Origin of the sequence: Marinobacter sp. LQ44 (assembly GCF_001447155.2) — a bacterium.
Classification (GTDB): domain Bacteria; phylum Pseudomonadota; class Gammaproteobacteria; order Pseudomonadales; family Oleiphilaceae; genus Marinobacter.
The window spans coordinates 1,531,471-1,544,193 of record NZ_CP014754.1 but is presented as its reverse complement, the minus strand read 5'-3'; the positions used below and the strand labels follow the sequence as shown (position 1 = coordinate 1,544,193).

12 protein-coding genes are annotated in these 12,723 nt (G+C 58.8%); 8 read left to right on the top strand and 4 right to left on the bottom strand.

What is annotated here, in order from left to right:
- Positions 1–19 precede the first annotated feature (19 nt).
- Positions 20–1,159, bottom strand: a complete 1,140-nt coding sequence (locus ASQ50_RS07280) for a peptidoglycan DD-metalloendopeptidase family protein (protein WP_227513276.1) — start codon at positions 1,157–1,159, stop codon at positions 20–22.
- 17 nt (positions 1,160–1,176) lie between these two features.
- Positions 1,177–2,724: a 2,3-bisphosphoglycerate-independent phosphoglycerate mutase gene (gpmM, locus tag ASQ50_RS07275; protein WP_058090489.1), complete on the bottom strand. Its 1,548-nt coding sequence runs from the start codon at positions 2,722–2,724 to the stop codon at positions 1,177–1,179.
- 216 nt (positions 2,725–2,940) lie between these two features.
- On the opposite strand from gpmM, the gene ASQ50_RS07270 reads away from it, so the two are divergent.
- The 8 genes from ASQ50_RS07270 to ASQ50_RS07235 all read left to right on the top strand — a co-directional run bounded on the left by ASQ50_RS07270 (position 2,941) and on the right by ASQ50_RS07235 (position 11,062).
- The gene (locus ASQ50_RS07270) at positions 2,941–3,357 is read left to right on the top strand and encodes a rhodanese-like domain-containing protein (RefSeq protein WP_058090490.1); all 417 of its coding nucleotides are present in this window, start codon (positions 2,941–2,943) and stop codon (positions 3,355–3,357) included.
- 132 nt (positions 3,358–3,489) lie between these two features.
- Positions 3,490–3,987, top strand: a complete 498-nt coding sequence (secB, locus tag ASQ50_RS07265) for a protein-export chaperone SecB (RefSeq protein ID WP_058090491.1) — start codon at positions 3,490–3,492, stop codon at positions 3,985–3,987.
- 139 nt (positions 3,988–4,126) lie between these two features.
- Complete coding sequence (locus ASQ50_RS07260; protein ID WP_058090492.1) at positions 4,127–6,130, top strand: TonB-dependent receptor plug domain-containing protein; 2,004 nt, start codon at positions 4,127–4,129, stop codon at positions 6,128–6,130.
- A 37-nt stretch (positions 6,131–6,167) separates the two neighbouring features.
- Positions 6,168–7,292, top strand: a complete 1,125-nt coding sequence (locus tag ASQ50_RS07255) for an HmuY family protein (RefSeq protein ID WP_058090493.1) — start codon at positions 6,168–6,170, stop codon at positions 7,290–7,292.
- Positions 7,293–7,295: 3 nt separating this feature from the next.
- Positions 7,296–8,369, top strand: a complete 1,074-nt coding sequence (locus ASQ50_RS07250) for a hemin-degrading factor (RefSeq protein ID WP_058090494.1) — start codon at positions 7,296–7,298, stop codon at positions 8,367–8,369.
- The gene (locus ASQ50_RS07245) at positions 8,366–9,220 is read left to right on the top strand and encodes a heme/hemin ABC transporter substrate-binding protein (protein WP_068351437.1); all 855 of its coding nucleotides are present in this window, start codon (positions 8,366–8,368) and stop codon (positions 9,218–9,220) included. The genes ASQ50_RS07250 and ASQ50_RS07245 overlap by 4 nt, the downstream gene beginning before the upstream one ends.
- A complete protein-coding gene (locus ASQ50_RS07240) occupies positions 9,210–10,247 on the top strand; it encodes a FecCD family ABC transporter permease (protein ID WP_058090495.1) in 1,038 nt (345 codons plus the stop codon). The genes ASQ50_RS07245 and ASQ50_RS07240 overlap by 11 nt, the downstream gene beginning before the upstream one ends.
- Complete coding sequence (locus tag ASQ50_RS07235; protein WP_058090496.1) at positions 10,247–11,062, top strand: heme ABC transporter ATP-binding protein; 816 nt, start codon at positions 10,247–10,249, stop codon at positions 11,060–11,062. Before ASQ50_RS07240 ends, ASQ50_RS07235 begins: the two co-directional genes overlap by 1 nt.
- On the opposite strand, the gene trmL is transcribed toward ASQ50_RS07235, so the two are convergent.
- Together trmL and ASQ50_RS07225 are read right to left on the bottom strand one after the other, a co-directional pair.
- Positions 11,020–11,484 (bottom strand): tRNA (uridine(34)/cytosine(34)/5-carboxymethylaminomethyluridine(34)-2'-O)-methyltransferase TrmL, encoded by a 465-nt coding sequence (gene trmL, locus ASQ50_RS07230; RefSeq protein WP_058090497.1) that lies wholly within the window; start codon positions 11,482–11,484, stop codon positions 11,020–11,022. The genes ASQ50_RS07235 and trmL overlap by 43 nt on opposite strands.
- Before the next feature lie 5 nt (positions 11,485–11,489).
- Entirely contained in the window at positions 11,490–12,668 is a 1,179-nt protein-coding gene (locus tag ASQ50_RS07225; RefSeq protein WP_058090498.1) for an acetyl-CoA C-acetyltransferase, read from the bottom strand.
- Positions 12,669–12,723: the final 55 nt, after the last annotated feature.

Sequence of the window (12,723 nt, the reverse complement as noted above, 5' to 3'; positions counted from 1 at the left end):
TGTTTGTCAGCCCTTTGGTTCAGGGTTTGCCAAGCCAGCTGCGGGGGTTGACCGGTTTGCCGTTCTGGCGCACTTCAAAATACACCGCCGGATCTTCCGTGCCTCCGGTGCGCCCGGCCAGGGCAATGGTTTCGCCAGCACCTACCCAGTCCCCGGGGGCGGTGAACAGGCTGCTGCTATGACCATACAATGTCATATATCCGTCGCCGTGGTCGATGATGGTCATCAGACCAAAACCGCGAAGCCAGTTGGCGAAGACGACCCGGCCGTAGTGTACGGCTTTGACCTCGGCTTCTTCCGAGGTGTTCATGATGAGGCCATTACGGCGAAGCTTGCCATCGGCGTAGGTTGCACCGTAGTTGCTCACAACCCGGCCCTGAACCGGCCATGGCAGGCGGTTGCGCAACGATTTAAAGGGGCGCGACTCGTTGGGGGCGGGAATGTTGGCAATGGCTTCCTGAACCTCTTCCAGCAGCCGCTCCAGACGCTTGCGATCTGCCTCCAGATCATCCCTCTCGCCTCGGCGGGTACGGATATCGGCATTCAGGGCCGCCAGGGTTTGTTCCCGTTCCTTGCGAGTGTCTGCCAGTTGCTTCTGGCGCTGCTCAAGATTGCTTTCGGTTTTCGCCAGTTCCACCCGGCTGGCCTGGACGGCCGCGCGGGCGGCTTTGAGTTCCTGAAGACTGGCCAGGAAGGCTTCCAGCCGTTCAACGGTATCTTTGCTGAGATATTCGTAGTAGGTCAGGGTGCGGGCGATCATGCCCGGCTCGATTTCATTGAGGAGAACTTTCAGGGCTGGTGCATCGCCTTCCATCCAGGCGGCGCGTATTTGTTTCTTCAGGCTGTCCCGTTGTTTGTCGAGGGTGTCGGCCAGCTCGTTTTCCTGCGTTTGCAGTTCGCCAAGCCGTTGTTGCTGCTCATCCGCCCGGGCCCGAAGTTCGCGGCGCTCACGGGTCAGGTCGCTGATTCTGCGTTCGGTGGCAACCAGCTGCTTTTCAAGGTCGGACCGGTTCTTCTCGGCGCTGACCAGCCATTTGTCGATAGTGGCGATACGCTTTTTAAGCGCTTCGACCTGGGCCGGCGTGACTTCCTGCTGGGCATGCAGTGGCGTGGCCCCCAGTATGAGGGCCAGCACCAGTATGGCGAGCCGCGAGAACACGTATTCCGGCAGCCGGATCAGCTGAAATCGACCAGGCTGTGCCCGGACATTTCCTTTGGCTTTTCATCGCCCATCAGGGCGAGCAAGGTCGGTGCTATATCGCACAGGCTGCCGCCATCCTTGAGGGTGACCTTGCGGTGGCCAGTGTAAACCAGCGGCACCGGGCCGATGGTGTGGGAGGTATGCACCTGGCCTGAGTTCGGGTCGGTCATCTGCTCACAGTTGCCGTGGTCGGCGGTAATCAACGCTTCACCGCCCACCTCGTCCAGGGCTTCCACCACTCGCTGCACGCACTGGTCCAGGCACTCAGCGGCTTTGATGGCAGCGTCCAGTTTGCCGGTATGGCCAACCATGTCACCGTTGGCGTAGTTGCATACGATCAGGTCGTACTTGCCGCTCTTGATGGCTTCGACCAGCTTGTCGGTGACTTCCGGTGCGCTCATTTCCGGCTGAAGGTCGTAGGTGGCAACTTTCGGGGAAGGCACCAGAATTCGGTCTTCGCCCTCAAACGGGGTTTCCAGGCCGCCGTTGAAGAAGAAGGTGACGTGGGCGTACTTTTCGGTTTCAGCGATGCGCAACTGGGTTTTGCCAAGCGCGGCCATATATTCACCCAGGCCATTACTCAGCTGCTCCGGCGGGTAGGCGCAGGAGGTTTTGATGTCTGCCGCGTATTCGGTCAGCATCACAAAGTCGGCCAGTGCCGGGTGTTTTCGGCGGTCAAAACCGTCGAAGTCCTGTTCCACGAAGGTGCGGGTCATTTCCCGTGCGCGGTCGGCCCGGAAGTTCATGAACAGTACTGAATCGCCGTCGTTGATGGTGCCTTCCGGCTGGCCTTCGGCGCGAATGTGAGTGGCTTTTACGAACTCGTCGTTTTCGCCCCGCTCATAGGCTTGATCCAGCGCGGTGAGCGGATCTTCAAACGTGAATTCCGCCTCGCCCAACGTCATGGCGTTGTAAGCGGCTTCCACCCGATCCCAGCGGTTGTCGCGGTCCATGGCAAAGTAGCGGCCCACGATAGTCGCCACCCGGCCAACGCCCAGGGCTTTCATTTTGGTTGCGGCTTTTTCCAGGGACGGGCGAGCACTGCGCGGGGGCATGTCACGGCCGTCCAGGAACGCATGAATGTACACCTCTTTGGCACCACGGGCCGCGGCAACCTCTGCGGCAGCCAGCATATGGTCTTCGTGGCTGTGTACGCCGCCGGGGGACAGCAGGCCCATGATGTGAACGGCCTTGCCATTGGCTACGGCTTTATCAATGGCGTTACACAGGGCGTTGTTGCTCTGGAACTTGCCGTCTTCAAGGTCTTTGTCGATACGCGTCAGGCTTTGATAGACCACCCGGCCGGCACCCAGGTTCATGTGGCCTACTTCGGAGTTGCCCATCTGGCCCTGGGGCAGCCCCACAAACATCCCTGAGGTGTTGATCAGGGTCTTGGGCTGATTCTGCCAGAGCTTGTCCCAGAACGGGGTCTGGGCGTTAGAAATGGCATTGTCTTCAGCTGGGTCCCGGTGGCCCCAGCCGTCGAGAATAATCAGTGCAGTGGGCTTGCGCGTCTCGGTCATCATTTCGTCCGGTTGATTGCGAAAGTAGCGAATTTAAAGTGGGTCAGATTGTAACCGTTTTCATTTGCGCAGGCCACGTAAGGGCGCACATCGGTATCATGCATTGGCACTATGGTTTGAGGCTCGGGTTTGCAGCCTGCCGGCAAAGACGCTTGCCTTCTTTGAGTCGTTACGGGTGTGTATAATCCCGCCAAATCAAATTTTCAGGGTAGTTTCATGGACCGCTTGTTTGAATTCGTAGTCAATCATTACATTCTGGTATCTCTGTTCGTGGCATTCCTGGTGGCCATTCTGGTGTTGGAGTCCCGGCGGGGTGGCACCAAAATTTCGGCTCAGGGTGCCGTTACTTTGATCAACAAGGATGAGGCGGTCGTGGTGGATATCCGGGACCGCAAGGAATTTGGCGAGGGTCGCATTACCGGCTCCATCAATATCCCGTTGAACAGCCTCAAGAGCCGCGCCCATGAGTTAAGCAAGTTCAAAGACAAGCAGATTATTGTGGCGGACAAAATGGGCCAGCATTCGGCCATGGCGGTCAAGCAGCTGAATGCTGAGGGCTACGCCAATGTGGTGCGCCTGAATGGCGGTATCGCCGATTGGAGAGCCAGCAATCTGCCGCTGGTGAAAAAGTAACAGGGCTTGATCTGATTGCCGATCTGTCGCACTGTTTCACATTACCTGCCGGGACCACGCAGTAGACTGTTTCGGCTCACGTGACCATAACAACGGGCTGTTGCCCTTTTTACCAGAACGAAAGGACTGATCATGGCTGAGAATCAGCAAGCCGCAGGCACCGAAAACCAGAACCAACCCCAGTTTGCCCTTCAGCGCATTTACGTGAAGGACCTGTCTTTTGAGTCCCCGAATGCTCCCCTGGTGTTTCAGGAGCAGTGGAAGCCGCAGGTGAACCTGGATCTGAATACCGCCCACAACAAGATCAGTGATAATCAGTATGAAGTGGTGCTGTCGCTGACCGTGACTGCCAAGGTCGGCGAGAAGGTTGCCTACATCGTTGAGATCCAGCAGGCCGGTGTATTCATGGTGTCTGGCATTGAAGGCCCGCAGCTCGGTCAGATGCTGGGCGCGTACTGCCCGACCATTCTGTTCCCCTACGCCCGCGAAGCCATCGACGGCATCGTCAACAAGGGCAGCTTCCCGGCCCTTATGCTGGCGCCGGTGAACTTTGACGCCATCTACGCCCAGGCGCTGAAGCGCAAGCAGGAAGAGGCGGCAGGCGAAGCCAAGGAAGAGCAGACTCACTAATCGTTTGGTTTTCTGAAGATATTAAAAAAACCGGCTGAGGCCGGTTTTTTTGTGCGCGCTTGATATTCATCAGTTGAAGGGTTGATCTTTTATGAAAATAAAACAATAATCGTTCGCATTTAGATTATTGTTGAGTGATATGATGAATTCGAAAGCTGATCTCCAGCGGTGGTCACTGCTCCTTTTGCTTTTGGGAGGTTCCGGTAACACGGTTGCCGAGGCCTTGTACCTGGATGAGCTGGTTGTCACTGGAACAAGAACGGAGCGTCAATTACTGGACACTCCTGTGCGCACCGAGGTCGTCACCGCGAAGGAGCTTGAGAGAACTCACGCCCGGAGTATGAAAGAAGCGCTGGAGAACGTGCCCGGGGTTCAGCTGCGGGAGGTTCACGGGAAACCCGGGTATGAGGTTTGGTTGCAGGGAATTGAGGCTGACCGGGTCCTGGTGCTGATCGATGGTATGCCGATGACGGCGACGACCGGTTCATCCGTTGATGTCAGTCAGTTGGCTGTCCTTGATATCGAACGTGTCGAAGTAGTCAAGGGAGCTGTGTCTGCTCAATACGGCAGTGCCGGTATCGGTGGGGTGGTCAACATCATCACCCGTCCGCCAGCTTCCGGGTTCTCTGGTCATTTCACCGCCGACGTCGGTACCTATGGCGATCAGAACCCTTCTGGGAGTGACGCCGACCCCGCGCGATATTCGGCCCGAGCCTCGGTCCAGGGTGGCAATGAACAGCTGGCCCTTCGGTTATCCGCATCACACCAGCATTCCGATGGCATCGACCCGCAGCCAGAGACCTGGGCCCGACCGGGCGATGAATACGACCGAACCGATCTCAGCTTCCGCACCGACTGGTCTCCAAACAGCAACCACCGACTGAGCGCTGCGGTCGCCCGATTCGAAGAGGGGTCCGGGTCACGGTTTACCGAACGCAACCCGCCTTTTGTTATCAATCAGGGTAAGGATGAAACGGTCACTCGCACCCGCTATACCCTGGCTGGCGACCATGGTCGCAATTCAGATCTGCGTGCCGGTTGGGCCGCTGTCCATGAGACCCTCAACAACGATACCTTGAAATACACGGCCAGCAGTGTCTTTGATGACCGTCGTGCCGAATCTACTCTGTCTCGTTTTTCTGCCCATTTGGGCAAGCCGGTGGGGCTTGGTCATCACTTGCAGGCTGGTGTCGATGTTAACCGCGAAACCCTCAAGCAGACCAAGGACGGCGCTTCCGAGCTGGGCGCCGAGCCTCGCCGAGAGCGTGAGAGCCAGGAGGTCTGGGTTCAGGACACCTGGATGCCCACCGCGAAGCTTGAGTTGGTGCCCGGCGTCCGTTTCCAGAATGACTCCGATTTCGGAACCCACACCGCCCCGAAGATCAATGCACGCTACGACCTGATCCGGACCGATTCTCTGACCGGCTTCCTCCGAGGTGGCGTTGGCGCCGGATATCGGGTGCCGAATCTCAAGGAGAGACACTTCACTTTTGACCACAGTCAGCTTGGCTACATCGTGCAGGGGACGCCTGATCTGGAGCCGGAGCAATCCGTCAGCTACCAGTTTGGAGGAGGCCTGTCCTGGAACCGGTCTGCATGGCTGGAAGCCAATGCCTTCCTCAATGACATCGAGCAACTGATCCAGACCTCGCCGGATGCCGGGGCTACCGAGGCGCGGAACGACGGAGTTCAGGTTTTTTCCTATGAAAACCTTGCCGAGGCAAGGACCTGGGGATTCGAGACCACGGCTGGCTGGGAGCCCTCTGAGCACTGGCGACTCACCGCCGGCTATACCCTGACCCGAACCGAAGACGTGGCAACAGGCGATGAGCTTAATCGCCGCCCGAGGCATCAGGCTCGCCTCGGGCTGGATGGCCCGCTTTGGCTGCCCGGATTGTCCTGGAGTGCGAGGCTTCGGTACCAGAGTGAAGAGTTCGTGAATGCGGCCTCGGGAACCGAGTCCCCGGGGTATGCAACGGCCGACCTGAAGCTGAACTACCAGTTCTCCGACCAGCTTCGATTGTTCGCCGGAGCCGAGAACATTAGCGGCGAACAGCGTGATTTTTCCAATGCCAGTGAAGATTTCAGACCGGTTGCCGGGCGTTTCCTCTACGCCGGGCTGACGGTTTCCTTTGGCCAATGATACCCGAACACCCGAAAAACATATGAAGGAGACATCCATGGAACTTTTCGATAGCAGGCCTCTGGCTGTTGTGTTGGCCACCCTGGCTCTGACGGCCTGTGGTGGAGGTAGTGACAACTCCATCGCGAAGGACGATACAGATAATGTCAGCAATTTTTCCGAGCAGTTGCTGCCCGCGGCAACGGAGACCGTCTACCTCAATCTGGAAACCGGAGCGATGGTGGAAGGCGGTGGCGACTGGCACATTGCCGCCAACCGTTTGAGCTTCAAGGTGAATAGCGGTGCTTCCGGAAGCGGAAGCGTTGTCGGCGCTCTGGCTATTGCCCAGGACGATTTTTACGATGGTAATGGCGACCCCATCGCGAATGTGTTCATCAACGCCACCGCCAACTCAGAGCAGGAGCACTTGCTGGGCATTCTTGAAGAGCCGGCTAGCTGGCAGGAGGATGCCTTTGCCAGTGCATTTGGGGCCTCAGATACCTGGTCTCAATACGACTTCGCCACGGGCGTGATCAGAGAGGCAGGCGATGTTGGCTATCTGGTGCGTTCTGCCGAGGGAAATAGCTATGCCCGAATGCGGGTTGTCGACTTCAATTTCCCGACCCGCAAAGGACAAGGTATTGAAAATTTCACACTGGAGTTTGACGTGCAGGCCTCTGGCGCGTCGCAATTCAGTGCCACACCAGTCACTTTCACGCCCCCTGCAGGCTATGACGGCGGCGACGTATGCTTCGATTTTGACTCAGGCGCCGTTGTTGATTGTGATACCAGCGACAACTGGGATGTCCAGGTCGGCTTCTCTGGTTGGGACTGGTACCTGAAATCCAACAGCGGTGTGTCTGGCGCCGGTAAAGGCGGGGCCTCCGCCCCGATGACCTGGAGCGAACTTGCCGCCAATGACAGCGATCCGGGTGTTCCCCAGCTCTACAACACGGACTCAACCGGCGGGGTATTCACGGATAACACCTGGTACGCCTACAACCTGACCAACCAACACAAAATCTGGCCCAACTTCCGAACCTTCCTGATTAAGGCGGAGGCTGATAATCCTGACTCCGCGGTCTGGGCGTTGCAGATCGTCGGATACTACGACCAGAACGGAACCAGCGGGCAGCCCACGGTGCGTTGGTTGCCGGTGGAGCTTCAGCAAGCCAAGGAGTAAGTCATGCAACAGGCAATAGCCGATTCAGTAGGTGTGCCGGACAACCTGCCGGCACGATGGGAAGCCATCAGACAACAGGAGCCGAATCTCAGGATCCGCCAGGTCGCAGACCGGCTTGGGGTCAGCGAAATGGAGCTTGTGCGACTCCGGGAGCGTGATGCCGTCGTTCCACTCGTAAACGAGTTTAGTCAGATCCTTGGGGCACTGGAGCAGGTCGGACCGGTGATGATTCTTGCCCGCAACAACGAGGTAGTTCATGAAGTTACCGGTTGCTTCAGAGACTTCACGGTCGGCGGCTCTGGAGCTATGGGGCTGGCGGTTGGAGAGATTGACATACGGGTGTTTTTCAAACACTGGGCCTGGGGCTACCGGGTACTGGAGCAGGTGCGGTCCGGGCTACGGGAAAGCCTTCAGTTTTTCGACCAGTACGGCACGGCCATTCACAAGATCTATCGAGTGGACACGACCGATGCGGATGCCTGGGAAAAAATGGTCGAACGCTATACAGCAGCCCGCCAGGAAGCCTTTAAACCGGTAGGCCGGCGAGAGACATTGCAGCGTTCGTCCCCGGAAACCGTGGATGTTGCTGCGCTGCGCACCGGCTGGGAGAAACTCAAAGATGTCCATCATTTTGGAGCCCTGTTAAAGCGTGCCGGTGCTGACCGCCTGACAGCGCTCGAACTGGTGCGTGGTGAGTGGGCCACGGAGCTGCAGTCAGGGGATCAGAATGTGCTGGATCGGTTGCTGGGATTGCTGAGAGACAACCAATGCCCGGCGATGTTCTTTGTCGGCAACCCCGGGATTGTCCAGATCTTTACCGGGGGTGTCACAAATGTTCGCCGCACTGGCCCCTGGATGAACGTACTGGATCCGAGCTTCAACCTGCACGCTAACACCGACGGTATCAAACGCTGGTGGTTGGTACGACGTCCGTCCACCGATGGTCTGATCACATCTGTGGAAGCTTTCAATGGAGACGGAGAACTGGTTCTGACGGTTTTTGGTGAACGTAAACCCGGCATTCCGGAATCCGAACTCTGGCGTGAACAGGTCGCAACGCTTGAGGCTTTGTCATGAGGCTGCGGTGGCTCCTGTTCATTCTGATTGGATTGTCGCTGGCATCGGGCTCGGTGTTTGCCGAACCGAGCCGTCTGGTGACTGCAGACGGAGCCATCACCGAAATCGTCTATCGCCTTGGGCAGGAGTCGCGCCTGGTTGGAGTGGATACCACCAGCGGTTATCCGGAGCAAACGGCTGAGTTGCCCAAGGTTGGTTATCTGCGCGCTTTGCCTTTCGAGGGCGTTCTGGCACTGAAGCCGGATATGCTGATTACCTCAGAGCAGGCTGCGCCCGCCAGGAATCTTGAGCGCCTCGCGCGCGCCGGGGTTCGGGTTGCGCAACTGCCGTCGCGGTGGACCGCGGAGGCAGCGCTGGAGCGCATATTGTCTGTTGGCGAGCTGCTCGGGGCAACCGAGGAAGCGCGGGCTCTGGTGGCTGGCGTAGAGGCGGATATCCGCCGGATTCAACAGAACACCGGAAACCGTGATTACCAGCCCAGAATTCTGTTCATCCTCGCTGCGGGCAACCACTCGGTCATGTTGGCCGGGTCGGATACTGCAGCGAATGCGCTGGTTGAACTGATCGGGGCCGAAAATGCTGCCCAGGGTATTAAAGGGTACAAACCGGCCAACCGGGAGGCGATTCTTGCTTCCCGCCCCGATGCGGTGGTGATTGCGGAATCCACTCCGGGCCAGTTCGACATTGCGGGGTGGCCAGAGGTTGAGCGCCTTGAAGCATGGCAGTCCGGGCATCGGCTGGTGGCCGACAGTATGTTCCTGCTCGGCTTCGGCCCTCGCTTGCCGGAAGCTATGGCGGCGCTTAACGATGCCTTGCCCGGCCAAAGGGAAATAGCCGCCAATGATCCGTGACCATTCCGGTCGTTTGCCGTTGGCGCCGGCGCTCTTGTTGCTGGGAGCTCTCCTGGCGGTTGCGGCCCTGGCATCGATAGGTAGTGGTGCCTACGACCTTGCACTGATGGATATTCTCAAGGTGGTTGCTGGCCGGGAAGCTTCGGATCCGGTAGCGGCTATGGTTGTGTTGGAAGTCCGGTTACCCCGGTTTCTGCTCGGCTTTCTGGTTGGAGCTGTATTGGGGGTTTCCGGCGCGATCCTACAGGGGCTTTTCCGAAACCCCCTGGCAGATCCTGGCCTGATTGGTGTCTCTGCTGGTGCGTCACTGGCAGCCATTGCCGTTATCGTTCTTGGCGGGACGGCCCTTGGTGGTTGGGTGACCCTGGCGGGACAGTGGGCGTTACCTCTGGCTGCGTTTGCCGGCGGCAGTGCCACCGTCATTCTGGCCTGGCGGATTGCCAGTCGTGCTGGCCAGACCGCTGTGGCAACGCTTCTATTGGCGGGTATTGCCATCAACGCAGTGGCGGGCGCAGCAACCGGTTTGCTGACGTTCTACGCAAGCGATGAGGAGTTACGATCCCTGACGTTCTGGACAATGGGGAGCCTTGGCCACGCTGCCTGGGACGATCTCGTATTGGGCGCACCTTTCATGATCCTGGCTTTACTGGCAGCACCCTGGCTGGCCAGACCGCTGGACGCGTTTTTGTTGGGCGAATCGGTAGTGGGCCACTTGGGGTATCGAACAGCCACCGTTAAGAAGGTTGCGATACTGGTTGTCGGGCTAGGTGTTGGCGCAGCCGTGGCCGTAAGCGGACTGATCGGCTTTGTCGGATTGGTTGTGCCGCACCTGGTAAGGCAGCTGCTGGGAGCGAGTCATCGAGTGGTGTTGCCAGTCAGTGCGCTGATGGGGGGAACCCTGTTGGTTGCGGCTGATGCCATCGCGCGAGTTGTTGTTGCACCCGCCGAGTTGCCCATCGGGCTGATGATGTCTCTGATCGGAGGTCCGTTTTTTCTGGGTTTGCTCATGCGGAGAAAGGTGATGTGATGGTCCTGGAAATTCAGAACTTGAGTGTATCTCTAGCGGGAACGGAGATTGTCAGCGATATCAATCTGACGGTGTCTGCTGGTGAAGTATTGATGCTGCTGGGGCCGAATGGTGCGGGTAAGTCAACGCTTATGAAAGCACTGGCTGGAGAATTGCCGTACCGGGGCCGGATCCGACTTGCAGGCCGCGAACTTGGTGGCTGGTGCCCGGGTGAGCTGGCACGCCATCGGGCGATTATGCCTCAGAGTGTTGAGGTTAACTTCCCACTAACGGTGGAGGAAGTGGTGGCCCTTGGTCGTCCGGCCGCAACCCGCCGATGCGCGGATTCCGTGGCAGAAATCCTGATGGAAGCCCTGGAGATCAAGCATTTGCGGCATCGACTGGTGCCGGGATTGTCCGGCGGGGAACAGCAGAGGTTGCAGCTGGCAAGAGTGCTGGGGCAGATATGGGATACCCGACAGGATCGACTGTTATTGCTGGACGAGTGTACGTCGGCACTGGACCCTGCGCACCAACAGATGGTGCTGGAGTTGGTGGGCGCAATGGCCCGGGAGCACGGGGTGGCCGTGCTGGCCATTGTCCATGACCTTAATCTTGCGGCTCAGTTTGCAGACCGAATGGTGGTCATGAAGTCCGGCCGCTGCTTTCATGAGGGGGGCTCCAGTGAGGTTCTGACGCCGTCACTATTGAAAGCGGTTTACGGCTATCGAGCCCGGGTTATCCAACTCCCTGAGGGCTATCCGCTGGTCATTCCCCTTGCCAGCGGGAGTGCTCAGACGGCGCCGTTGAATCCGGTCTGCCGCCAGGCCTCATAAACCACCAGGGCCGCGGTATTGGACAGATTCAGGCTGCGGCTTTCCGGGCGCATGGGCACCCGCAGCCGGTTCTGTTCTGGCAGGGCTTCCCGAACGTTTGCTGGCAGCCCTCGGGTTTCCGGCCCGAACATCAGGTAGTCGCCATCCTGGAAAGCGGCCTCGTGATAGTGGCGGCTGCCTTTCGTGCTGAGCCCGAACAGCCTTGCGGGCTGTTCGGTTTCCAGGAAGCTGGCGTAATCCGGGTGGATCTTTACGGTGGCGTACTCGCTGTAATCCAGCCCGGCCCTGCGCATCTGTTTGTCCTCCAGGGAAAACCCCAGCGGTTCAATCAGGTGCAGCTGACAGCCGGTGTTGGCGCAGAGCCGGATGATATTGCCGGTATTGGGCGGTATCTCCGGCTCATAGAGTACAACGTGCAGCACCGGGCTTAGCGCTCTACCGCCAGGGCTACACCCATGCCGCCACCGATGCACAAAGTCGCCAGGCCTTTCTTGGCGTCGCGGCGTGCCATTTCGTGCAGCAGGGTAACCAGAATACGGCAGCCGGAGGCGCCGATTGGGTGGCCGATGGCAATGGCGCCGCCATTTACGTTGACCTTGCTGGTATCCCAGCCCATGTCCCGGTTGACCGAGATGGCCTGGGCCGCGAAGGCTTCGTTGGCTTCGATCAGGTCCAGCTCTGCGGCCGTCCAGCCGGCCCGCTCAAGGCAGCGCTGGCTGGCGGGAATCGGGCCGGTACCCATGATGGTGGGGTCAACACCAGCATTGGCGTGGGCCTTGATGGTGGCCAGCGGGGTCAGGCCCAGTTCCTTGGCTTTCTCGGCGCTGCACACCATCACGGCGGCGGCACCGTCGTTCAGGGATGAGGCGTTGCCGGCGGTCACGGAGCCGTCTTTTTTGAACGCCGGGCGCAGTTTGCCAAGGCTGTCTCCGGTCACGCCGTCGCGGGGGCATTCGTCTTTGCTGATCACCAGCGGGTCGCCCTTGCGCTGGGGAATGGTGATCGGAACAATCTGGCCGTCAAAGTAGCCGGCGTTCTGGGCAGCCACGGCTTTTTGCTGGGAGGCTGCGGCGAATTCGTCCTGCTCGTCCCGGCTGATTCCGTACTTCTCCACAATGTTTTCGGCGGTGATGCCCATGTGGTAATCGTTGAAGGCATCCCACAGACCATCGTTCACCATGGTGTCGACCATGCTCCAGTTGCCCATGCGCTGGCCATTACGGCTGTTGGGCAGAACGTGCGGCGCCTGGCTCATGCTTTCCTGGCCGCCAGCGACAATCATCTCGGCATCGCCGCACTGAATGGCTTGCACCGCCATGTGAACTGCTTTCAGGCCGGAACCACATACCTTGTTGATGGTAATCGCTGGTGTGGAGTTTGGCAGGCCGGCATTGATGGCTGCCTGGCGGGCAGGGTTCTGACCGCAACCGGCAGTCAGTACCTGGCCCAGGATTACTTCATTGATCTGCTCGCCGGCCACGCCGGTTTCTTCCATCAGCGCCTTGATCACGGCGGAACCGAGTTGGTCGGCCCGCAGGCTGGACAAACCGCCACCGAAGCTGCCAACAGCGGTACGTTTTGCGGCAACAATCACGACATCACGCATGGGAATTCTCCGTTGCAAAGGGCAGGATCAGGAAGATGCCTGCCGGCGTGTTAAT

What these genes read in the sequence shown, in the direction of transcription:
- ASQ50_RS07270 (WP_058090490.1), top strand. Translation starts at nt 2,941, where the DNA reads ATGGACCGCTTGTTTGAATTCGTAGTCAATCATTACATTCTGGTATCT.
- ASQ50_RS07225 (WP_058090498.1), bottom strand. Translation starts at nt 12,668, where the DNA reads ATGCGTGATGTCGTGATTGTTGCCGCAAAACGTACCGCTGTTGGCAGC.
- ASQ50_RS07245 (WP_068351437.1), top strand. Translation starts at nt 8,366, where the DNA reads ATGAGGCTGCGGTGGCTCCTGTTCATTCTGATTGGATTGTCGCTGGCA.
- ASQ50_RS07255 (WP_058090493.1), top strand. Translation starts at nt 6,168, where the DNA reads ATGGAACTTTTCGATAGCAGGCCTCTGGCTGTTGTGTTGGCCACCCTG.
- ASQ50_RS07250 (WP_058090494.1), top strand. Translation starts at nt 7,296, where the DNA reads ATGCAACAGGCAATAGCCGATTCAGTAGGTGTGCCGGACAACCTGCCG.
- secB (WP_058090491.1), top strand. Translation starts at nt 3,490, where the DNA reads ATGGCTGAGAATCAGCAAGCCGCAGGCACCGAAAACCAGAACCAACCC.
- ASQ50_RS07235 (WP_058090496.1), top strand. Translation starts at nt 10,247, where the DNA reads ATGGTCCTGGAAATTCAGAACTTGAGTGTATCTCTAGCGGGAACGGAG.
- gpmM (WP_058090489.1), bottom strand. Translation starts at nt 2,724, where the DNA reads ATGACCGAGACGCGCAAGCCCACTGCACTGATTATTCTCGACGGCTGG.
- ASQ50_RS07260 (WP_058090492.1), top strand. Translation starts at nt 4,127, where the DNA reads ATGATGAATTCGAAAGCTGATCTCCAGCGGTGGTCACTGCTCCTTTTG.
- ASQ50_RS07240 (WP_058090495.1), top strand. Translation starts at nt 9,210, where the DNA reads ATGATCCGTGACCATTCCGGTCGTTTGCCGTTGGCGCCGGCGCTCTTG.